The sequence below is a fragment of the Actinocrinis sp. genome (genome assembly GCF_035605935.1).
Classification (GTDB): Bacteria; Actinomycetota; Actinomycetes; order Streptomycetales; family Catenulisporaceae; genus Actinocrinis.
In genome coordinates, this window is the sequence record NZ_DATNGK010000263.1 from 40865 (window position 1) to 61800 (window position 20936).

Sequence of the window (20936 nt, forward strand, 5' to 3'; positions counted from 1 at the left end):
GTCTACCGGTCGGCGGTGGAACCGGCTTCAAGCCGCGCTGCCTCGTCGGCAGCAGCCCAGGCACCGTCCGTGGTGGAAGCGGCCTCAAACCGCGCTGCCTCATCGGCGGCGACCCAGGCGCCGTCGCCGCTGTAGCGGCGGATCACCCGGGCTGGGACTCCGGCCACGACGCTGTGGTCTGGCACCTCGCCGCGCACCACGGAACCGGCCGCGACAACGACGTTGCGGCCGATCGTGGCGCCGGGCAGCACGACGGACCCGGTGCCCAGCCAGGAACCCGCGCCGATGGAAACCGGGGCGTTCACCGGCCACTGCTTTCCGATCGGCACCTGCGGGTCGGCGTAGCCGTGGTTCTGGTCGGTGATGTACACGTACGGGCCGGTGTACACGTCGTCGCCGATCTCAATGGACTGGTGCCCGATGACGTGGCTGCCGCGCCCGAGCACGACGCCGCTGCCGATACGCACGATGGGTTCGGGCCCGAGGTCGCGCTCGGGGACGAATCCGGCGCTGAGCGTGACGTGCGGCCCGACGAGGGTGAAGTGCCCGACCGCGATCCAGCGTTCGCCGAGGAGAGTGCCCTGCGGAAATGCGATCGCTGATCCCTCGCCGAACGCGGCAAAACGTCGGCCGGCCGCAGTGGCGGCGGTGATCCGGCCTGCCTCGCCGACCCGTCGCCAGGCTGCCAGCACGGCCCGGTTGCCGAGTTCAGACCACCATCGCTGCTTCGCCATGGCTGACACCGTAGGCGATGGCGCACTGCGCAGGAGGAGGCGGGTGCGAGTTTGACCGGCTGCCGCGGTGGCCGAACAGTCGGCGGCCACGCTTCGGAGCGTGCGGCGATGAACGAGGCGCATCGATACAGCCGAGAGCTAGTCGCAAGAAGTGGCAACAGGCTTTCATAGCGAGCGGGGGTTATCAGACGTCCACAGACCCTAGACTGCTGCACCAAAAGACCGGCGGGCCCGACGCGACGGCGCGGTTCGAGACTCAGCTTCGGCGACCGACGTCGAACGAGCATGCCGGCCGGCTGCGCCAGGTGGCATGGGGAGGCGAGACGCGGTGCATATCAGTGAGCTGGAGTTGGTGACCCGAGTGCTGGTCGGCTGGGGGCTGACCTTCGTACTCGGTTTCGAGCGGGCGGTGCGCGGCGCACCGGCCGGTGATCGCACCTTCTCTCTGATTGGCGCGGGTACGGCGTTGATCGGTGCCCTGTCTCTCTCCTCCCCCGCGGTACTCGGCGGCGCGGTGACCGGGATCGGCTTCATCGGCGGCGGGCTGTGCTTTCGGCAGGCGGCTCAAGACAAGGAGATCCTGCACGGGGTCACCACCGCGGCATCCATATTCTGCGCGGCGGCGATCGGCGCGGCCGCCGGGGTGGGACACCTGTGGCTTGCTGCCATCGCGGCCGGTGCGGTGCTCCTGAGCCTTGAGATCAGGCATCTGCCACTCTTCCGGCTGTTGGACGCCCGACGGTGGGCGCCCTACTTCCACCACGACGACCATGTTCATTTCACCCTGCGCGGGATCGAGAAGGCGATCGTGCACGAGGTCGAAGGCGAGGCGGTCGAAGTGAAGCGGATGTCGCTCGCCGCTTGTGGCCATGTAGCGCCATCGCAGGCTCTTTCGACCGGAATCGCCGGCAATCAGCATGAGGGTGCGTTGTCGGTGCGCATTGAGGCGGTGTGCAATGAGTGTGCTGAGACTGCGCCAAAACCCGCTATGGCGGTGCTGTCTGACAACGTCGAGCAGGCGGTGCAAGCCGACATCGTGGCGGATCAGATGGTGGAAGCCGCGGCCTCGGCGGCAAGGAGCGGGGCCCGGTAGTGGGGTCCAGGTCGTGACCACGCAATGGTGCGACGGGCTGCGGATCGAGGAAATCTCACGGTATGTGAGAGCACTGGTGAGACAGCGGATGCGGCGCGTGACCGGCAGCGTGTGTTAGCCTCGATCTGCCGGTACGTACGATGTCCCCGGGCCTCACCTATAGCCGGCGCGGAATACCGTTTGGCTGGAGCCGCGCTGTGCCACTCGCCGAGAGGCGACACGCGTACCGGCGCTAGTCATTTCTCAGGGGCACTGCTGCCCACATTCCGAAGAATGCCGCTTGGACGCAGTCGTCCGGCGGCACGGCCGCAGGCGCCCCGCACCGACAAAGTCCGATCGCAGCGAGTAGGCCCACAACGGCGACGCCACGATGCGCTGCGATCGGCGATACCCGGTCGCGGTCGATTCGGCGCCGCTTGACGGCACGGCACTCGCGTTCCGGCATGCGAACGGCTCTCCTCGCCGACATGCCTGGACACGAGATGATGGACCGAGCAACACGCTCCCTCGCGTGTCCTGCACCAGCCCGCCGGGACCCACTCGGCGGCCCGGAAGGAGCTGGAACGTGAACGACCGCAAGCCGGTGACCACCTGGCTGACGGACATGGACGGCGTCCTCATCCACGAGGGCAACATGATCCCCGGCGCGGACGACTTCATCCGCAGGCTGCGCGACTGTGGTGCGCCGTTCCTGGTGCTGACCAACAACTCCATCTACACCCCGCGGGACTTGCGGGCCAGGCTGCTGTCCACCGGCATCGACCTGCCCGAGGAGTCGATCTGGACCTCCGCCTTGGCCACCGCGAACTTCCTGCACTCGCAGCGGCCCGGTGGTTCCGCGTACGTGATCGGCGAGGCCGGGCTGACCACCGCGCTGCACGAAGCCGGATACACGCTCTCCGAGAGCGAGCCCGACTACGTCGTGCTCGGCGAGACCCGGACCTACAGCTTTGAGGCGATCACTCGCGCGATCCGGCTGATCGACGGCGGATCCCGCTTCATCGCCACCAACCCGGACGCCACCGGCCCTTCGCTCGAGGGCGCCCTGCCCGCCTGCGGCTCGGTCGCGGCGCTGATCACGCGGGCCACCGGCGTCGAGCCCTACTTCGTGGGCAAGCCGAATCCGGTGATGATGCGCGAGGGTCTCAACAAGATCGCCGCGCATTCGGAGACCACCGCGATGATCGGCGACCGGATGGACACCGACATCAAGTGCGGCATCGAGGCCGGACTGGAGACCATCCTGGTGATGACCGGGATCACCCTGCTCGCCGACGTGGAGCGGTTCCCGTACCGGCCCTCGCGGATCGTGAAGTCCGTGGCGGAACTGATCACCGAAGTCGCCTGAGCTGCGGCTTTAGGTAGAAGAGATGAATAATTCGGCCGATCACTCGATCGGCCGAACATCCTGAAGCATTGACGGCGCGTTATACCGGTTGTGACTGCACCACAACTCTCCGCCATTCGGGCCTCGCATCCAGGTACGCGCCCTGTTGAAGCGCGCTCGACGGCGACTCCGCTCTACGACGCTTTAGTGCTTGAGTACCGGCAGGCATTGCGCTGTGTTCCTGGCGAACATGGCCACGACAGCCGGCTCGCCCCCTCGGCCCCTCCCGGCCCCGCTTCCATCGCTGCGCCCCCCATTCCGGCGGCACCCTGCTTCCCGCACCAGTTCGACGCGTTGCCGTACGCACGGCGCGGCAACGGTGTTCCGCGCCAGGTCTCGCGCCACCGTGGCGCCGCGGGAGACGCTCCGGGACAGGCGCAGTGGTAGCGGCGGGGAGGGACGTCGGGCTCGGTAGGAGTGGCGACGCGGAACGCTGCGGCGTGTATTAGAACTAGCGCCGGTTAACGCCGCGCGGGTCTGACGCGTCCCATCGCAAGGTACCGGGCGTACGACAGCGCCCAACAGGTGCCTGGCGGCACCGGGGATCCGACGACGCAGGCGAGCGTACGCGGCAGGCGCCACGGCCCAGGCGAAAGCTCTAAGCGCCCTAGTAGGCGCTGCGGCGGATGCGGCCCTCGTAGCGCGCCTCCCAGACATCGTTGTGCGAATCCCCCTCGGCGATGTTCGCCGACAGATAGATCGGCGGCTCGACGCCCTCCGCGAGCAGCCGCGCCGTGACGCCCGCCACGATGAGTTGCGCGATGACGGCGTTACCGATCGAGGAGATCGCGCAAGCCTTCCCTCCGCCCGGCAAGTCGAGCACGGCGTCACCATAGGGCGCGGCGTTGTCGATCACTACATCCGCGAGTTCGAAGAGTCGCTTGCCGGACGGATGCCGCGAAGCGATGCGCCGCGAGTGCTCCAGCGAGGTGATCGCGATCAGCGGGTGCCCGTTTTCGCGGGCGATGTGCGCCATCTCGACCGTCGAGCCGTTGCCGCCGGACTGGGACACGATGACCATCACGTCCGCCGGGCCGATCGGGGCGAGGTCCCACACCCGGCGGGCCAGTTGCGGGTCGCGCTCCGCCTTCGGGTCCGCTAGGACGCTCGGGTCCTGCCCGCCGAGGGTGATCAGGTCACGCAACGCCAGCTTGTTCGTCGGGATCAGGCCTCCGGCGCGGCCGGACAGCTCCATCGCGAGTGCCTCGGAGTGGCCGGTTCCGAACACCTGGAGCACGCCGTCCTTGCGCAGCGACGCGGCGACCAGTTGCGCGGCGCGATCGATCGCCGGCCCTTGAGTCGACTCGATGCGGTCGAGCTGCTCACGGACCTTGCCGAGGAAAGTGGCGGTATCGACGGACACGAAGACTCCCCTGGGGCCGGGTGCGCTGATCGCAGGCACGCTACTGCACCGGTGACGCCAGGGGAATCAGAACTGCGAAATTGGTATAGGCCAATCTGGCCGGCGGGACAGTGCCGCGGATGCGATGGCCGGAGCCGCCGCCGGACCAGCAGCGGCGGCTCCGGTCGCCTGACCCGTGCCCAGCTCAGCCCTTCTCCGCGCCCAAGGTGAGGCCGGAGACGAACTGACGCTGGAGCAGGAAGTAGACGAGCAGCGTCGGGACGGCGGTCAGCAGCGCCCCGGCCGCGACCAGGTTGTCGTTGGTGAAGAACGTGCCGGACAGGTTCGCCAGCGCCGAGGTGATGGGCATCTTGTTGCCGTCGGAGATCAGCACGATGGCCCAGAAGAAGTCGTTGTAGATCCAGATCGACAGCAACGTGGCCAGCGCGGCGACCGCGGGCTTGAGCAGCGGCAGGATGATCCGGCTGTAGATCTGCCAGACCGTGGCGCCGTCCACGACCGCGGCCTCGCGCAGGCCGGTCGGGATGGTCTTCATGTAGTTGGACAGCACGAAGGTGCAGAAGCCCGACTGGAAGGCCACGTGGATGACGACCAGTCCGAAGATCGTGTCGTACATCTTGCCCGAGTCGCTAAGCCCGGAGGGCAGGCCGATCAGCAGGTAGAGCCGATACAGCGGGGTGATGATGACCTGCTGCGGGAGCAGGTTACCCGCCGTGAAGATCATCAGCAGCAACAGGTTGATCTTCAGGTTGTACTGGGTGACCGTGAACGCCACGAACGAGGAGAGCAGTAGCGTCAAGATCACCGCCGGAACCGCGATCATGACCGTGTTCCAGAAGTAGTGCGGCATCCCGGATTGGTTCCAGGCGTCGATGTAGTTCTGGAAGTTAAGCGTGCTCGGCAGGGACAGGTAGCCCTTGGACTGGGTTTCCGAGTAGGGCCGCAGCGAGGTGTAGATCGCCCACAGCATCGGCACGAGCCAAGCGAGCGCGCTAACCGCAAGGAAGACGTGCAGCACGATGCGCGCGGGCCGTGCCCGGCGCTTGCCGCTGACCGGATGGGCGCCGCTCGGCCGCGCGGTGTCTGAGGCGAGGGCCGTGGCGGTCACGTGCTCCGCTCCTTCCGGAAGGTGACGATCAGGTACGGGATGATCGCCGCGAGGGAGACGACCAGCAGGATCACCGCGAGGGCCGAGCCGTAACCGATCCGGCTCGCCTCACCGATGATGTTCTGGGTGATCAGGATGGACAGCAGCTCAGTGCCGTGCTCGCCCTTGTTGAACACGTAGACGATGTCGAAGGCACGCAGCGCTTCAATGACCGTGACGACGGCGACCACGACGTTGATCGGCCGCAGCGCCGGGAAGACGACGTGCCGGAACGCCTGCCACTCGTTCGCGCCGTCGACCGCGGCCGCGTCCTTGAGCGAGGGGTCGACGCTCTTGAGGCCGGCCAGATAGAGGATCATCATGTAGCCCGCGTGCCGCCAGGACGCGGCGACCAGCACCGCCCAGATGTTCAGCTTGGGGTTGCCGACCCAGTCCAGGTAGGTGCCGTTCGGGTTGTTGGTGTGGAACAGGCTGTTGATCAGGCCGTGGTCGGGGTTGTAGATCAGTTCCCAGACGAAGCCGATCACCGCGCTGGACACCATGACCGGCAGGAAGAACGCGCCCTGGTAGAAGCGGCTGAACCTGATCTTCTTGTCCAGCTGGTAGGCCAGGAACAGGCCGAACGGCGTCGGGATGGCCGCGAGCACGACCAGCCAGAGCACGTTGTGCTCCACGGCCGGCCAGAAGGACGGGTAGATGGTGAAGATCTGCTGGTAGTTGCGCAGCCCGATCCACTTGATGGAGTCGACGCCGATCCCGTCCCAGGAGGTGAAGGACAGCAGGATCGAGGCCAGCGCCGGGACCCAGACGAACACCACCATCAGTGCCGTGGGCACCCCGGTCATCAGGGTCAGGACAGTTCTGTCTCGGCCGGTCAGCCGTCGCAGCCGCCCGGGCGCGCGGGGAAGATCCGCCGCGCGCCCGGTCTCGACGGCGTCGGCGCTGGTTCCGACGGTCATCGGGGTTCCTCGTTCCGGTGGCTTCGCCGTTTCCGGCGTGGCCGGTCAGGAGTTGTAGATGGACTGCTTCTGCTGCTCGATACCGCTGAGGATGCTGCCGATGCTGCCCGGGTTCTGCAGGTAGGCCTGAAGCTGCGGCTGCATCACAGTTGAAGTAAACGCCGGGTTGGCGTCGCGGTCCATGAACTGCGAGACGTGCTGCGCCGAGGCGAACAGCTGCGCGGACTTCTTCTGGATCGCGTTGTAACCGGAGGTGTCGTATCCGGTGACCAGCGCGTCGTAGCTGTTGTCCACCTTCAGGTACGCGCCCTCGCCGTCAGCCGACCCGATGAACTCGAGCAGCTTGGCCGCGGCGGCCCGGTTCTTCGGGTTCTTGCTGAGCATGAAGCCGTCGACCGGGGCCTCGATGCTGTCCTGGCCCCACTGCGGGTCGATCGCCGGGAAGGCGAAGAAGTCCAGGTCGGCCAGGTCGTCCGGGTTGGTGAACTGCTGGGCGACGAAGGTGCCGAGCAGGTACATGCCCGACTTCTTCTGCAGCAGCGACTGCGCGGCGTCCTGCCACTTGCGGCCAATGTAGCCGGGCTGGTGGTAGGGCAGGATCTGGGTCCAGTGGTCGAAGACGGCCTTGACCTTCGCGTCGGTCCAGGCGGCCTTGCCGTGCATCAGGTCCATGTGGAACTGGTAGCCGTTGATGCGCATGTTCAGCTGGTCGAACGTGCCCATGGCCGGCCACTTGTCGGCGTCCGCGAAGGCGATCGGGTTCAGGCCGTCGGCCTTCATCTTCTCGCAGAGCGAGATGAATCCGTTCCAGTCCGTGGGAACCGTGTAGTTGTGCGCCGCGAACACGCTCTTCCGGTAGAAGACGGCCCACGGGTAGTAGTAGATCGGCACGAAGTAGTAGTTGCCGTCCTGTCCCTTGGACAGGTCGTGCACCGACTGCGGGAAGTTGTTGCCGATCGTGTCCCACACGTCGTTGATCTTGTTGGACAGACCCTTGGCCGCGAAGAACTGCATGCGGTAGCCGGCGAACCACGTGAACACGTCGTCCGGGGTGGCCTGCAGGTAGCTGTTGATCTGCTCCTGGAAGGTGTCGTGGTCCTTGGTGTTGACCTGCACCTTGATGCTCGGGTTCTTGGCCTGGAACGCGTCGTAGACGGCCTGGAAGGCCTTCTTCGGCACGGCGTCCGACGCGTTGGAGCCAAGGCTGACTGTGCCGGAAGCGGCGCCGCCCGTGGAGGACGACGACGACTTGCTCGACGAGGAACTGCATGCCGCAAGGGTGGGCAGCGCGGCGACGCCGGCTGCTCCGAGCAGACCCTTGAGCATGATCCGCCGGTCGACGCTAGGGCCTTGGAACGCCCTGGGGGACTGCGGGGACATCGCACCTCCATGTGAGACGTCAGTGGAGCAGGGGGCAGGGGGACCGTGCTGGTTGGGGGTTTGCGAACGAACTGGTCCGCGAACAGATCCCAATCGAACGTGAACAAACAATCTGGCGCAGAGCAAACCGCCGGAACGGGAGGCATGTCAAGGGTTCTTGCTCAAAATGAAACATCGAAAAGGGCAGCTGTAGGGGCTGGTGTGCTAGCCGTGGTCTGGTTACTGTTGCGTTCTGGGTTCTTCGTACCCACGTACGGACGGTCCGATGTTGGATCGAGTGTGTTTCTGGTCGGCTGGTGGTTCGCTAGTGCAGCCGTGTGCGCGACGGTGTGCACAGCGCCCCTCGGCGTGAAGGAGCCCGGAGATGTTGGCGGCACAGCGGCAGAGCTGGATCCTGGAGGAGGTCCGCCGGATCGGCGGCGTCCGCGTCAGCGATCTAACTCAGGCGCTCGGGGTTTCGGACATGACCGTGCGCCGGGATCTAGACACGCTGGCCCGTAAGGGCTTGATCGAGAAGGTGCACGGCGGCGCCACCGCCCGGCACCCAGGCTCGACCGACGAGCCCGGATTCGAGGCCAAGGTCGGGCGCGAGCGAGCGGCGAAGGACGCCATCGCCCGCCGCGCGGCGGATCTGGTGCGTCCCGGTACCGCCATCGGCGTGACCGCGGGAACGACGACGCACGCTTTCGCGCGTGCAATGGCGCGAGTCCCGGACGTGACCGTGGTGACCAACTCGCTGCGCGTGGCGGAGGTCCTACACACGCACGCGGTGGCGAGCCAGACGGTCATCCTCACCGGCGGGGTACGCACGCCGTCGGATGCGCTGGTCGGACCGGTAGCCATCCAGTCCATACGTGCGCTGCACCTGGACTGCGTTTTCATGGGCGTGCACGGGATGGACGAGGTGGCTGGCTTTACGTCGCCCAACCTCATGGAGGCCGAGACCAACCGTGCGTTGATGTCGACCGCGCGACGGCTGATCGTCCTGGCTGACCACACCAAGTGGGGCGTCGTGGGCCTGTGCGCCATCGCCGGCCTGGAGGGCGCCGCGGCGTTGGTGACCGATTCCGGGCTCGCGCAGGACGGCCGCGCGGCGCTGTCGGACCGGGTCGGCGAGCTGATCATCGCCGGCGAAGAGGAAGAGCAGCCGGCGACGATACCGGCGCAGAACGTGCACAGCCTGGTCGACGGACGCCACCTCTGAGGCGATGCCCCACCAAAGCCGTGCCGAACTAAGAGCGTGGGCTACCGGCCTGCGCTGCGCTTTTCTCGCCGCAGCCCCCGTTTTTCGCTGCGCTTCACGCCGCACGCTCAGCATGTGGTCATAGCATGGGCCGCAAGGCGCCATCCGGCGTCGCCATCGCTCCGCCCGCCGCTGATTTCCGCGGTTGGGCGCCGTCCAGCAGAAGCGAGTGCTCAGCGACATGGGAGTTTTCGGCCAGCGCACGGGGGCGCCAGGGCGCACCGCGCAGCCTTGGGGACGGCGAAACCGGATCAAGGTGAGCTCGGTCTTCCTTGGCATCGTCGCGGTGACGGTCACCGGCGCGGTGGCGGCATGGACGGGGTACGGAGACGCCGGGTTCGCGGTGTTCGTATTTGTGATGGGTGCGTACTTTGTTGTGCTGTGTCTGCACGAGTTCGGACACGCATACGCAGCGCACCGAGCCGGAGACACCGGTGTCGCAGCACGCGGCTACCTCGACCTCAACCCGCTGCGTTACTTGAACCCGGTACTCAGCTTCCTGCTCCCGGCCCTCTACCTGGCATGGGGCGGTCTTCCGCTACCTGGCGGCGCGGTGCTGGTGGACCGTACCGCGGCGCGCAAACGCTGGCAGGCCAGCCTGATCTCGGCGAGCGGGCCGCTGGCGAACGTGGTGTTCGCCGTTCTCGCGATGGTGGCCGTGGCGCTCTGGGCGCCGACCGTGCCGATCGACGGCAACGGTTCGGCGGTGTTCGGTTCACATCAGGAGTTCTGGCAGGGCGTCACCTTCTTCGCGTTCTTGCAAGTCGCTGTAGCGCTGCTGAATCTCATCCCGGTTCCTGGGCTCGACGGCTACGGCATCATCGAGCCCTACCTCAAGCCGGAGACCCGCCGCGGGCTCGAGCCGATCCGGCCGTATGGCATCCTCTTGGTGCTATTGCTGCTGTTCTTCTTCCAGCCGGTGCGCGACGGGTTCTCGCACGCCATCTATTCGATCTTGAGCGCGTTCGGTCAGCCGTACTACGGCGCGAGCCAGGGCCAGAGCCTGTTCATGTTCTGGAAGTCGCACTAGCGATCACGCCCGCCGCCGGAAGTCTGGCGGCGGCGGGCCGGAAGTGAGACGATCCCTCTCAGTCCGGGGACGCCCGCAGGGCGCCACGAGATCTTTTCCGAGGAGTCGTTGTCATGTCAGTCCCAGGCATGTCTCAATCACCCCAGCCCACGCCCGCCGCCGCGGAACCCAAGCTCACGCTGTACGGCGGCGGGAACGGCGTCGGCCGCCGGGTCACCGTGCGCGACCTGGCCGCGGCGAAGCGGCGCGGCGAACGCTGGCCGATGCTCACCGCCTATGACGCGCTGACCGCCGGAGTTTTCGACGAGGCCGGGATACCGGTACTGCTGGTCGGCGATTCGGCCGCCGACAACCATCTCGGGTACTCCAACACCGTGCCGGTGACCGTCGACGAGTTGATCACACTGACGGCCGCCGTCGTGCGCGGAACCAAGCGCTCGCTGGTCGTGGCCGACATGCCGTTCGGCTCCTATCAGGGCGGGGCGCGGCAGGCGCTGGAGACCGGCACCCGGTTCCTGAAGGAGGCCGGGGCGGGCGCGGTCAAGCTCGAGGGCGGCCGCCGGGTCGTGCCTCAGGTCGAGGCGCTGGTGCAGGCGGGGATCCCGGTCATGGCGCACATCGGGCTGACGCCGCAGTCGGTGAACGTCCTGGGCGGCTACCGGGTGCAGGGCCGAGGCGACGAGGAGGCGGAGCGGCTGCTCGCGGACGCCAAGTCGCTGGAGGCCGCCGGCGCCTTCGCGGTCGTGCTGGAACTGGTGCCGGAGGAGTTGGCCACGCGGGTGACCGAACTGCTGACCGTTCCGACGATCGGCATCGGCGCGGGACCGGGCACGGACGCTCAGGTGCTGGTGTGGACGGACATGGCCGGCATGACGCCGGGCCACGCGCCGCGGTTCGCGAAGAAGTACGCCGATCTGCGCTCGGTGCTCGGCGACGCGGCGCGCGCCTACGCCGCGGACGTGGTCAACGGCGCGTTCCCCGCCCCGGAGCACACGTTCCACTGATCACGGCGAACGCGCAGCTGACAGCTGCTTGAGGGTCCGGTCGCACCCGCGACCGGACCCTTCGCCGCCTCTCCCCTACCGCGCTGGATCGTCCGGACCTTCCGAATCGCGTCATTGGCCGGTAACACGCCCCGCAGGCTGGCACGATGGTGTGTATGGACAGAGTGCAGGCGGCCGCCCTGCGCGATCTGCTCGGCGCGACCGGAGGCCGGTCCGGCTGGATCGACGCGAGCGACGAGTTCGGCTCCGCGTTGCGCCGCGCGCCGCGCCGGGTCGGCGGGCTGCTGCTGGCCGGTCCGGCGGATGACGAGCCGTGGCACCTGGCGGCGCATCTGACCGATGAGTCGCAGTGGGCGGACCTGCCACAGCTCGCGCCGGTGTTGCTGCGGCACAATCCGCCGCCGGACGCTCCCCCGCACCTCGCGGCCGGTCTTCAGCGGCTGGACTCGGCCGGACGCGGCGAGGCGCTGCTCGTGGTGGCGCAGTGGGATCCGGCGGACGCGCTGCTGGAGCGGGTCGACGACGCGCGGCACCGCGGTGCCCGGATTCTGACGCTGGATCAGAGCGCGGCCCAGCTGCGCGGGCTGGCGCACGAGACGTTGACCGTGCCGGACGAACCCGGTCCGCTGACCTTCGACACGGCGCAGCATCTGGTCTCACTCGCGGCCGCGTCGCGAGACGCGGCCGCGGGCGGATTGCGCGGACGACTGGGGCGCTGGATCGAGGCGGTCAGCGGACCACGCGTGGAGCGTTGGTAGGCGTCGGCAGTCGAGCTAGGCGCGGTCGTCACCCCACGCGGCATTGCGTTCCTTAACCTTCTCCAGGGCCTGTTCAGCCTCCTCACGCGTGGCATACGGGCCGAGCCGGTCCTGGGCCCGGCAGCCGACTGGTCCTTCGACCGTGTGGTGCTTGATGCAGTAGAAGAACTGCGATCCCTCGTCGCTCATATCCATCCCTTCACCGGCCATAGCGCAACAGGCAAAGGAGTACTGCCCTGCATCGAAGTCTTAGACTCATGCGCATGGCTCCCCTTGTGCCCGGAACGCTCTCCCCGAATCGGTCCGTCCCGTCCGACATCGCCCGCCCGGAATACGTCGGCAAGCCGCGGCCCAAGCCATACCACGGTTCTGACGTGCAGTCCGCGGAGACGATCGAGAAGATGCGCATCGCGGGGCGGATCGCGGCGCAGGCATTGGCCGAGGTCGGCAGGGCGGCCAAGCCGGGTGTCACGACGGACGAGCTGGACCGTATCGGGCACGAGTTCCTGTGCGACCACGGGGCCTACCCGTCGACGTTGGGCTACAAGGGTTACCCGAAGTCGCTGTGCACCTCCATCAACGAGGTGATCTGCCACGGCATCCCGGACTCGACGGTGCTGAACGACGGCGACATCGTCAACGTCGACATCACCGCTTTCATCAACGGGGTGCACGGCGACACGAACGCGACGTTCGAGGTCGGCGAGGTGTCCGAGGAGGCGCACCTGCTGGTCGAGCGGACGCGCGAGGCGCTGGACCGGGCGATCAAGGCGGTGCGGCCTGGGCGGCAGATCAACGTGATCGGCCGGGTCATCGAGTCGTACGCGAAGCGGTTCGGGTACGGCGTGGTGCGCGTCTTCACCGGCCACGGGATCGCGACCTCGTTCCATAGCGGTCTGATCATTCCGCACTACGACGACGCGCGCGCGACGCGGCTGCTGGAACCGGGGATGACCTTCACGATCGAGCCGATGTTGACGCTCGGCACGATCGAGCACCGGATGTGGGACGACAACTGGACCGCGGTGACCGCGGACGGGAAGCTGACCGCTCAGTTCGAGCACACGATGGTAGTCACCGACCAGGGCGCGGAACTGCTCACCGTGGCCTGAACTGGCTCTGGGTCGCGAATTTAGTGCTGCGCATCCAGCGCCGGGAACGGTGCCGCGACCGTCACCACTCCATGGTTTCGGTCGTTGCCGCAACGGATTCGCAGGCGTCGGCGAGAGCGCCGAGCAGGCGTAGCGGATCGGGCAGCGGGGCCTCGAGGGCGTGGATCCAGCGGGCCCGCCCGCCGTTGAGCGCGCGGGCCGGCGGAACGAGTACATAAGAGCCGCGGGTGTGCCAGCGCAGACCCGGGCTGCCTTCCTCGGTCTCGGGCGCGGCGTCGAGGTCGCAGCGCCACCATTCGTCCGTGGCGCGCTCGTCTTCCCCGCCAGGCCGGGCGGTTGTGAAGAACAGGCAGCGGTCGCCCTCGGCCGAGACGGCTACGGGTCCGAGCGCAGCGGCGGCGGAGGTCAGCGTGCGAAAGGCGATGCGGCCGGCTGAGATCGGCACGTCGAGCACATCGTGGGTACGCCCCGTAGGACTTGCGAAGTTCACGTCCGGCAGCCGCGAGCGCCAGCGGTGGAGCTGGGCCGGATCGGCGCTTGCCTCGGTCTGCCAGCCGTAGGAGAGCGGGTGCGCCCCGGGATTGGGACAGCCGACGCGGCTACAGGAGCAGCCGGGGCCGAGCGGGGCGGCGGCGGGGACCACGGCGAAGCCTCGGGTGACGAAGTCGGCGACCAGGTCCGGTTCCTCGCGTTTGCGGCGCATGCCGGGAATCCGGCCGCGGGACACCGTCCTTTCGGCGCCTGTCGCTGCCATCCCTCGACCGCCTCCTTCCCGCCGCACTCCGGATCAACGAACCACCGGATGAACGAACCACCCTGGTCAACGAACGATGCGGCGCGGTCGGATACCGGCCACTCGGTCGATTCCCGGAGGTATGTACGTCCCCTATGCGTTCCAAGCCTACTAAGGCCGAGCCGATCGCGCGGCCGAACGGCTGCGTTCGCGGGCGACCGGCCCGGTGCGGCCGGTCGTTTTCTCGTGGCAACTTCCGCACTGGCCTGCCGGTTTCGTCGTCGTCGCGGTGTCCCGCTACACTGGACGGGTACTCATGTGATGCCCGCGCGCTTTTCGGCGTCCGGATCGCCGCCACCGCGGCGCGAATCCGAACCGCCCAGCACGGAGGGAAAGCCCTCCGGCTTACGATCGCAGGCCGCGAACTAGCGGCCGACAATGGATCTCAGGCCAACACAGGCGCGGCATTGCCCCGATATAGGGCCCGTACTTGTGATTGGCTCGGCGGCGCGCGTTCGGCGCTCCCTGAAGCCTCCTTGGCACGTGCCGTTTGACCAGGAGGTCTGTACCAGCATGTCCGTGGACAACACCACGACGACCGCCGCCGCGTCCGTTGACGCGTCGAACACTGAGATTGAGATCGCGGCTTCGGAGACCGAGACCGCGCAGATTGACGCCGCACAGACCGAGACTGCGGCAACTGAGAGCGCGGCACCTGAAGCCGCGCAGCCGCTCGACACCGGCACCGAAGTGACCTTCGCGTCGCTCGACCTGCCGAAGCCGCTGCTCGAAGTGCTGAAAGAGGCCGGTGTCGCCACCGCCTTCCCGATCCAGGCCGCGACCATTCCCGACGCGCTGGTCGGCCGCGATGTGATGGGCCGTGGCCGCACCGGCTCCGGCAAGACGCTGGCCTTCGGCCTGCCGACGCTGACCCGCCTCGAAGGGCTGCGCGCCAAGCCGCGCAAGCCGCTGGCGCTGGTTCTGGTGCCGACGCGCGAGCTGGCGATGCAGGTTGAGGAATCGCTGCGCCCGTATGCCAGGGCCATGCGACTTCGCGTCCGCTCCGTCTACGGCGGAGCGCCGATGCGTAAGCAGATCGACAATCTGCGGTACGGCGTCGAACTGCTGGTTGCTACGCCCGGTCGGCTATCCGACCTCATCGAGCAAGGCGAATGCGAGCTCGGCGAGGTCGACATCGCCATCCTCGACGAGGCCGATCAGATGTGTGACATGGGCTTCCTGCCGCATGTCTGCGAGCTGATGGACCAGGTGGCGCCGGGCGGCCAGCGGCTGCTTTTCTCGGCCACGCTGGACGGCGCGGTCGACGAGATCGTCAAGAAGTACATGAACGATCCGGCACTGCACGAGGTTGACCCGCACGCCGGTGCGGTCTCCACGATGAGCCACCACCTGCTGATGGTCAGCCCGCAGCACAAGGCGAAGGTCGCGGCGCAGATCGCCGGGCGGCACGCCGCCGAGGCCGCCAACGGTGACGCGCGTTCGCTCTTCTTCGTGCGTACGCAGATGGCGGTCGACCGGGTCACCGAGCAGATGCGCGAGCGGGGCCTGCCGGCGGCGGGGCTGCACGGCGGCATGACGCAGGTGGCGCGCACCAAGACGCTGGAAGACTTCAAGGAGGGCCGCACCCCGGTCCTGATTGCCACGGACGTCGCCGCGCGCGGCATCCACGTGGACGGGATCGACCTGGTGGTGCACCTCGACCCGCCGCGCGACTCGAAGGACTACCTGCACCGGGCCGGGCGCACCGCGCGGGCCGGACAGGCCGGCGTGGTCGCGTCGCTGATCCTGCCGAAGCAGCGCAAGCAGGCGCAGCGGCTGATGAATGACGCCGGTGTGACCGCTGAGGAGCTGGACGCGGCCCCGATCGGCACCGGCGGCAGGTGGGAGAAGGCCGGGACCGCCATGGCGAACCTGACCGGCGCCCGCGAGGTGCCGGAGCCGGGCGACGTGCCGGTGTTCACGATGCCGGTGCGCGAGCGCTCCTCGCGGCCGCGCGATGGCCGGGATGGACGCGGCGGCCGGGACGACCGGTTCGGGCGCGACCGGTACAACCGCACTGACCGGTTCGAGCGGCCTAACCGCGGCTTCGACCGGCCGGACCGGGACGCGCGCGGCGGCGAGCGTGACCGCGGCAGCTTCGGTCGTGACCGGTTCGAGCGTGGCGAGCGGACCGAGCGCGCTGACTCGCGCGGCAGCGCTCCGTTCCGGCGCGACAACGACCGCGGTGGTTTCCACGGCCGGGACGGCGAGCGCGGCGGCTTCGAGCGGCGTGACTTCCGCCGGGACGGCGACAACAGCCGTAGCGACGCCGGCGGCTTCCAGGGCCGGCGCTTCGAGCGGCGGGACGGCGAGCAGGCCGGCCGCGTCGAGCGGCGCGATGACTCGTTCGAGCGGCGCGACCGCGGGTTCACCGGCGGGGACCAGAAGCGCAACTTCGGCGACGGACAGCGGCGCGGCTTCGAAAGCCGCGGTTTCGAGAATCGTGGTTCGCAGGCGCGAGGGACCGAGGCGCGTGGCTCGGAGGGGCGTGGCTTCGCCGGACGCAGCTCGGCCGAGCGCGGCGAGCGGGGCCCGCAGTTCGAGAAGCGCGATTTTGAAAAGCGCGGCTTCGAGAACCGCGGTTCGGAAGGCCGCGGCTTCGAGGGGTCTCGCTCCGGCAGTCGTGACTTCCGGGACCGCGGGCGCGACGAGCGCGGCGGCTTCGACCGCAACCGTGGCGCTGACCGCTTCCAGCGGGATGACCGGCCCGGCCAGCAGGGCGACCGGCGTCCGTTCGGCGGGCGTCCGGGCCAGGACCGCGATCGTGCGGCTCGGCGGCCCTCAAACTGAGGCGCTAATGGCCTGACCGGCCAAGAGCATGGCCCATGGCCGGCCGGCATAGCACCAAGCCGGCCGATTGAATCGACCGAGAGCCCCGCAACCTTCGGGTTGCGGGGCTCTCGCGTCTTTGGGGCGACTCCAGATCGCACGACTGACAGATATTGAAATCTGTCAGGCGATAGCTGTACGGTGTCAGTGCAGGACGCGCAGGGGCGCGTCCCGGAAGCGGAGTGATGACATGAACAAGCGCCAGCTGGGAACCGCCGGCCCGCAGTCCTCCGAACTCGGTCTCGGCATGATGGGAATGTCCGCGCTGTACGGCGCAGCCGACGACGCCGAGTCGATCGCCACCGTTCACGCCGCCCTCGACGCCGGGGTAACGCTGCTCGACACCGGCGACTTCTACGGCATGGGCGACAACGAGCTGCTGCTGCGCGAGGCAGTGCGCGGCCGCAACCGCGAAGACTTCCTGATCAGCGTGAAGTTCGGCGCTCAGCGCGCGCCGGACGGCACGTGGCTCGGTTACGACGCCCGCCCGAGCGCCGTGAAGACGTGGCTTTCCTACTCGCTGCGCCGGCTCGGCACCGACTACATCGACGTGTACCGTCCGGCGCGGCTCGACCCGAATGTTCCGATCGAGGATACGGTCGGCGCGATCAAGGAAATGATCGACGCCGGGTACGTGCGCCACGTCGGGCTCTCCGAGGTGGGCGCCGACACGATTCGGCGCGCGCACGCCGTGCACCCGGTCGCCGATCTGCAGATCGAATACTCGCTCTTCTCTCGCGGCATCGAGGCCGAGATCCTGCCGACCGCGCGCGAGCTCGGCATCGGGATCACCGCGTACGGAGTGCTCTCCCGCGGCCTGCTGTCCGGGCACTGGACCAACGCGCGCTCCACTGACCCGACCGACTTCCGCGCGCACTCCCCGCGCTTTCAGGGCGGCAACCTGGATCGGAACCTCGATCTGGTCGAGGCGCTGCGCAAGGTCGCGCAGGACAAGGGCGCGTCCGTGGCTCAGCTGGCGATCGCCTGGGTCGCGGCGCAGGACGAGCTGATCGTGCCGCTGGTCGGGGCGCGGCGGCGCGAGCGGCTGACCGAGGCCCTCGGCGCGCTGGACGTTCAGTTGACGCCGGCCGACCTCGCCGCGATCGAGGCCGCGGTCCCGGCAGGTGCGGCGAGTGGCGACCGGTACGCTGCGGCGCAGATGAGCATGCTCGACAGCGAGAAGTGAGCGCGGCGGGCGACCGCGCAGGACAGTCGTAGGGCAGTCAGGAATAGTCGCAGGGCAGTCAGGACAGAATGGCTCGGCCGCGATCTCAGGGTCGGCGGCGGGGCGGGAAGGAGGCCCGCGCGATGGCGGCGGAGACGTTGACCCGGGATCGGGTGCTGGACGCGGCAGAAGACACGCTGCGGCGGTTCGGCGCCGGCAAGACGACCGTGGTGGATGTCGCGCGGGCATTGGGCGTGAGCCACGGCACCGTGTACCGGCATTTCGCGTCGAAGGCCGACCTGCTGGACGCGGTGCTCGGGCGCTGGCTCTCCCGCATCAACCCGCCGCTGGCGGCGATCGCCGCGGAGGATGGGCCGGCTACGCAGCGACTGCGGCGGCTGCTGGACACCTTGATGACGTTCAAGCAGGAGAAGGCGCGCAGCGACCCGGACTTGTTCGCCGCGTACGGGCTGGTCTCCGCGAGCGCGCGGGCGGTGGTCGTCGCGCACGTCGGCGAGCTGAACGCGCTGGTCGCGCGGATCGTCGCGGACGGTATGGACCGCGGCGAGTTCGCGCCCGGCGATCCGGTGCGGGTGGCTAACGCGGTATGGGCCGCGACCAGTCGGTTCCACCACCCCGCGCACGCGGCCGAGTGGCTCGCCGAATCAGACCGGCCGACCTTCGAGGCAGTCTGGGCGCTGTTGCTCTCGGGCCTCTCCGTACGTTGATTTCCGCAGGCCAGCAGCACTTTCTTCGCCGTTAGGAACGTTTGTTCGAAGCCCCGGCGGGTAGGTATCAGAGGTCAGCGACGGAACCATCGGGGAGAGGTAATTCCGTGACCGACAAGGGCTTCGAGGACGGCGGACGGGCCGCGGCGAAGAAGGCGGGCTGGGTGCGGGTGCGGTTGACCGCGCCCCAGGAGACGAACGGTCCGCGCGGAGTATCACTGACCGAAGGCGAGCTGGTGCTGCGCGCCGACCGGGTGGCGGTGGACGAGGACAACCTGGTCTTCCTGTGCGCCGATGAGGTGGTCTTCCGGCTGGACCGCCGCTATTTCAGCGCGCTTACCTGGTTCGTGGACCGGCCTACTTTCGGCGAATGGCTGCGGTCCCGGCGCAAGCAGTACCCGAACTCGCACACGCGCTGGTCGACAGATGAGCGCTCGCAGTTGGCGGATGAGGTCGGCTCGGGCTTCGGCTGGCAACGGATATCCGATCTGCACGGCCGCACCATCCACGCGGTACAGCGCGAGGCGGTTCGTGACGGGCTGGTCGCGGCGGAGGCATTTCCGCGTCCCGGAGTCGGTTAACGGCGCAGGCTGCGGGTTAGGGCACCGGCGACGGGCCCACCTAGCCCTTACGTAAGCGCGCGATTGCGTTCAGTAGTCTGCTTGACCTGGAGTCCGCTCCAGGTCGCAGACTGCTGTGCATGAGCACGACGACCTATTCAGTCGGCGAGGTCTCGGCGCGCACCGGATTCAGCGTCGACACCTTGCGTTACTACGAGCGGCTCGGCCTTATCGAGCCGGTGGAGCGATCAGTCGGCGGCCGGCGGATGTACCGGGACGAGGACGTCGGCTGGCTGGACTTCGTTTCCTGTCTGCGCGACACCGGCATGCCGATCGAGCGGATGCGCGAATTCGCCGAGCTGTGCCGCGACGGCGAGCACACGGTGCCTGAGCGGGTGGATCTGCTCGCCGCGCACGGCCAGCGGGTTGAGGCGGAGATCGAGGTCCTGCGCACAAAGCTGGCGGCGATCCGCCACAAGATCGAGTACTACGAGGGCGTCCTCGCGCTGCGCGACGGCCAGGGCCCGGATCAGGGCAGCACAGGTCAAGACGGGCAGCAAGCCGGGGAATCGAGCGAGGAAGGACGACGGGCATGAGGTATCGGGAGTTCGGCGCGACAGGTCTGACGGTCAGTGAGATCGGGCTCGGCGCCTGGCAGCTGGGGAACGCGAAGGACTGGAACGGCCCGGACGAGCGCGAGTCGCTGGCCATCATCGGCGCGGCGCTGGACGGCGGGGTGACCTTCTTCGACACGGCACCGAACTACGCCGGCGGACGCAGCGGCGAGTTGCTCGGCCGCGGGCTGCGCGGTCATCGGGACGAGGTGGTGGTGTGCACCAAGTTCGGGCACACGCCGGAGGGTCCGGACTTCGCGCCGGAATCGCTGCGCGGCTCGGTCGAGCGCAGCTTGCGGCAGTTGCAGACTGATGTGATCGACATCCTGCTGATTCACAGCCCGCCACGGGAGATGTACGACGGCCGCCTGGTACCGCACTATGGGCTGCTTGAAGATCTCAAGCAGGAGGGGCTGATTCGCGCGTATGGCGCATCGCTGGACTGGCCAGATGAGATCGACACGGTTCTCGAGAGCACGAACAGCAAGGCGCTGGAGGTGTACCTGTCCGTCTTCCATCAGGAGCCGTGGGAAGCGATCGAGCGTGCCGGATCCGCTGGGGTCGGCAGCGTCGTGAAGGTGGCGCTCGAGTCGGGTTGGCTGGCCGGGAAGTATGACGCGACGTCGGTATTCTCCGATGTGCGGGCGCGATGGACGCCGCAGGATTTGCAGCGGCGCGCAGCGCTGACCGCGCGGTTCCTGGAGTTGGTGCCGGAAGGCTGGACGCCGGTGCGGACGGCGCTGGGGTTCGTGCTCGCGAACTCGGGTGTCTCGACAGTGATCCCCGGCACGAAGAGCATCGCGCAGCTGGAGACGAGCCTGCGGGCCGCGGACGGCGACCTGCCCGAAGACGTGCTCGCAGGGCTGCGCAAGCTGTTCGCGGAGGAGATCGCCGGCAATGCGGTGGGTTGGTAATCGGTCGGCGATCGGCCAGTAATTCGGACACGTCGGTTAGTCGTCGGTTGCTAGACGGCGGCCGACAACGCGGCCGACAGGCGGTGGCCAGGAAGATCAGTCAGGTTGGCTGACGAACACGGTCTCTGATAATCGCCTGGCGCCGGCCTGCCGGCCCGGCTG

At 68.2% G+C, this 20936-nt stretch carries 20 protein-coding genes; 13 read left to right on the top strand and 7 right to left on the bottom strand.

Annotated features, from left to right (window positions below; all coding sequences use genetic code 11):
* Positions 1 to 2: 2 nt before the first annotated feature.
* Positions 3 to 734, bottom strand: a complete 732-nt coding sequence (locus VN779_RS20925) for an acyltransferase (protein WP_325725953.1) — start codon at positions 732 to 734, stop codon at positions 3 to 5.
* 328 nt (positions 735 to 1062) lie between these two features.
* Here VN779_RS20925 and VN779_RS20930 point away from each other — a divergent pair, with 328 nt between their 5' ends.
* Both VN779_RS20930 and VN779_RS20935 read left to right on the top strand, forming a co-directional pair.
* Positions 1063 to 1827 (top strand): MgtC/SapB family protein, encoded by a 765-nt coding sequence (locus VN779_RS20930; RefSeq protein ID WP_325725955.1) that lies wholly within the window; start codon positions 1063 to 1065, stop codon positions 1825 to 1827.
* Positions 1828 to 2392: 565 nt separating this feature from the next.
* Positions 2393 to 3175, top strand: coding sequence for an HAD-IIA family hydrolase (locus VN779_RS20935; protein ID WP_325725957.1), 783 nt, complete (start codon positions 2393 to 2395; stop codon positions 3173 to 3175).
* A 646-nt stretch (positions 3176 to 3821) separates the two neighbouring features.
* Here the strand turns inward: VN779_RS20935 and VN779_RS20940 are convergent.
* From VN779_RS20940 to VN779_RS20955, 4 genes are all read right to left on the bottom strand, one after another.
* Positions 3822 to 4577 carry an SIS domain-containing protein gene (locus VN779_RS20940; protein ID WP_325725959.1) on the bottom strand — a complete coding sequence of 252 codons (756 nt, stop codon included), beginning with the start codon at positions 4575 to 4577 and terminating at the stop codon, positions 3822 to 3824.
* A gap of 184 nt (positions 4578 to 4761) precedes the next feature.
* Positions 4762 to 5598: a carbohydrate ABC transporter permease gene (locus tag VN779_RS20945; protein ID WP_349260876.1), complete on the bottom strand. Its 837-nt coding sequence runs from the start codon at positions 5596 to 5598 to the stop codon at positions 4762 to 4764.
* Between the two features lie 83 nt (positions 5599 to 5681).
* A complete protein-coding gene (locus VN779_RS20950; protein ID WP_325725963.1) occupies positions 5682 to 6644 on the bottom strand; it encodes a sugar ABC transporter permease in 963 nt (320 codons plus the stop codon).
* Between the two features lie 45 nt (positions 6645 to 6689).
* The gene (locus VN779_RS20955) at positions 6690 to 8024 is read right to left on the bottom strand and encodes an ABC transporter substrate-binding protein (RefSeq protein WP_325725965.1); all 1335 of its coding nucleotides are present in this window, start codon (positions 8022 to 8024) and stop codon (positions 6690 to 6692) included.
* Positions 8025 to 8388: 364 nt separating this feature from the next.
* On the opposite strand from VN779_RS20955, the gene VN779_RS20960 reads away from it, so the two are divergent.
* From VN779_RS20960 to VN779_RS20975, 4 genes are all read left to right on the top strand, one after another.
* A complete protein-coding gene (locus VN779_RS20960) occupies positions 8389 to 9228 on the top strand; it encodes a DeoR/GlpR family DNA-binding transcription regulator (RefSeq protein ID WP_325725967.1) in 840 nt (279 codons plus the stop codon).
* A 295-nt stretch (positions 9229 to 9523) separates the two neighbouring features.
* On the top strand, positions 9524 to 10297 hold the full coding sequence (locus VN779_RS20965; protein ID WP_325725968.1) for a site-2 protease family protein: 774 nt from the start codon (positions 9524 to 9526) through the stop codon (positions 10295 to 10297).
* Between the two features lie 128 nt (positions 10298 to 10425).
* The gene (gene panB, locus VN779_RS20970) at positions 10426 to 11301 is read left to right on the top strand and encodes a 3-methyl-2-oxobutanoate hydroxymethyltransferase (protein ID WP_325725970.1); all 876 of its coding nucleotides are present in this window, start codon (positions 10426 to 10428) and stop codon (positions 11299 to 11301) included.
* Between the two features lie 155 nt (positions 11302 to 11456).
* Entirely contained in the window at positions 11457 to 12059 is a 603-nt protein-coding gene (locus tag VN779_RS20975; RefSeq protein WP_325725972.1) for a hypothetical protein, read from the top strand.
* Between the two features lie 15 nt (positions 12060 to 12074).
* On the opposite strand, the gene VN779_RS20980 is transcribed toward VN779_RS20975, so the two are convergent.
* Positions 12075 to 12248: a hypothetical protein gene (locus tag VN779_RS20980; protein WP_325725974.1), complete on the bottom strand. Its 174-nt coding sequence runs from the start codon at positions 12246 to 12248 to the stop codon at positions 12075 to 12077.
* Positions 12249 to 12322: 74 nt separating this feature from the next.
* Here VN779_RS20980 and map point away from each other — a divergent pair, with 74 nt between their 5' ends.
* A complete protein-coding gene (gene map, locus VN779_RS20985; RefSeq protein WP_325725976.1) occupies positions 12323 to 13171 on the top strand; it encodes a type I methionyl aminopeptidase in 849 nt (282 codons plus the stop codon).
* A 61-nt stretch (positions 13172 to 13232) separates the two neighbouring features.
* On the opposite strand, the gene VN779_RS20990 is transcribed toward map, so the two are convergent.
* Complete coding sequence (locus tag VN779_RS20990; protein ID WP_325725978.1) at positions 13233 to 13925, bottom strand: bifunctional DNA primase/polymerase; 693 nt, start codon at positions 13923 to 13925, stop codon at positions 13233 to 13235.
* A 552-nt stretch (positions 13926 to 14477) separates the two neighbouring features.
* Between VN779_RS20990 and VN779_RS20995 the strand changes: the two genes are divergently transcribed.
* The 6 genes from VN779_RS20995 to VN779_RS21020 all read left to right on the top strand — a co-directional run bounded on the left by VN779_RS20995 (position 14478) and on the right by VN779_RS21020 (position 20774).
* A complete protein-coding gene (locus tag VN779_RS20995; protein ID WP_325725980.1) occupies positions 14478 to 16754 on the top strand; it encodes a DEAD/DEAH box helicase in 2277 nt (758 codons plus the stop codon).
* Positions 16755 to 16983: 229 nt separating this feature from the next.
* Entirely contained in the window at positions 16984 to 17979 is a 996-nt protein-coding gene (locus VN779_RS21000; protein WP_325725982.1) for an aldo/keto reductase, read from the top strand.
* Between the two features lie 122 nt (positions 17980 to 18101).
* The gene (locus tag VN779_RS21005) at positions 18102 to 18686 is read left to right on the top strand and encodes a TetR family transcriptional regulator (RefSeq protein ID WP_325725984.1); all 585 of its coding nucleotides are present in this window, start codon (positions 18102 to 18104) and stop codon (positions 18684 to 18686) included.
* A gap of 107 nt (positions 18687 to 18793) precedes the next feature.
* Positions 18794 to 19267 carry a hypothetical protein gene (locus VN779_RS21010; RefSeq protein ID WP_325725986.1) on the top strand — a complete coding sequence of 158 codons (474 nt, stop codon included), beginning with the start codon at positions 18794 to 18796 and terminating at the stop codon, positions 19265 to 19267.
* Between the two features lie 119 nt (positions 19268 to 19386).
* Positions 19387 to 19842, top strand: coding sequence for a MerR family transcriptional regulator (locus VN779_RS21015; RefSeq protein WP_325725988.1), 456 nt, complete (start codon positions 19387 to 19389; stop codon positions 19840 to 19842).
* A complete protein-coding gene (locus VN779_RS21020; RefSeq protein WP_325725990.1) occupies positions 19839 to 20774 on the top strand; it encodes an aldo/keto reductase in 936 nt (311 codons plus the stop codon). The genes VN779_RS21015 and VN779_RS21020 overlap by 4 nt, the downstream gene beginning before the upstream one ends.
* The last annotated feature ends 162 nt before the right edge of the window (positions 20775 to 20936 follow it).

Coding starts and splice junctions, on each gene's coding strand:
- VN779_RS20995 (WP_325725980.1), top strand. CDS start 14,478: ATGTCCGTGGACAACACCACGACGACCGCCGCCGCGTCCGTTGACGCG.
- VN779_RS20925 (WP_325725953.1), bottom strand. CDS start 734: ATGGCGAAGCAGCGATGGTGGTCTGAACTCGGCAACCGGGCCGTGCTG.
- VN779_RS20960 (WP_325725967.1), top strand. CDS start 8,389: ATGTTGGCGGCACAGCGGCAGAGCTGGATCCTGGAGGAGGTCCGCCGG.
- VN779_RS20955 (WP_325725965.1), bottom strand. CDS start 8,024: ATGTCCCCGCAGTCCCCCAGGGCGTTCCAAGGCCCTAGCGTCGACCGG.
- VN779_RS20980 (WP_325725974.1), bottom strand. CDS start 12,248: ATGAGCGACGAGGGATCGCAGTTCTTCTACTGCATCAAGCACCACACG.
- VN779_RS21020 (WP_325725990.1), top strand. CDS start 19,839: ATGAGGTATCGGGAGTTCGGCGCGACAGGTCTGACGGTCAGTGAGATC.
- VN779_RS20990 (WP_325725978.1), bottom strand. CDS start 13,925: ATGGCAGCGACAGGCGCCGAAAGGACGGTGTCCCGCGGCCGGATTCCC.
- panB (WP_325725970.1), top strand. CDS start 10,426: ATGTCTCAATCACCCCAGCCCACGCCCGCCGCCGCGGAACCCAAGCTC.
- map (WP_325725976.1), top strand. CDS start 12,323: ATGGCTCCCCTTGTGCCCGGAACGCTCTCCCCGAATCGGTCCGTCCCG.
- VN779_RS21000 (WP_325725982.1), top strand. CDS start 16,984: ATGAACAAGCGCCAGCTGGGAACCGCCGGCCCGCAGTCCTCCGAACTC.
- VN779_RS20975 (WP_325725972.1), top strand. CDS start 11,457: ATGGACAGAGTGCAGGCGGCCGCCCTGCGCGATCTGCTCGGCGCGACC.
- VN779_RS20950 (WP_325725963.1), bottom strand. CDS start 6,644: ATGACCGTCGGAACCAGCGCCGACGCCGTCGAGACCGGGCGCGCGGCG.
- VN779_RS21005 (WP_325725984.1), top strand. CDS start 18,102: ATGGCGGCGGAGACGTTGACCCGGGATCGGGTGCTGGACGCGGCAGAA.
- VN779_RS21015 (WP_325725988.1), top strand. CDS start 19,387: ATGAGCACGACGACCTATTCAGTCGGCGAGGTCTCGGCGCGCACCGGA.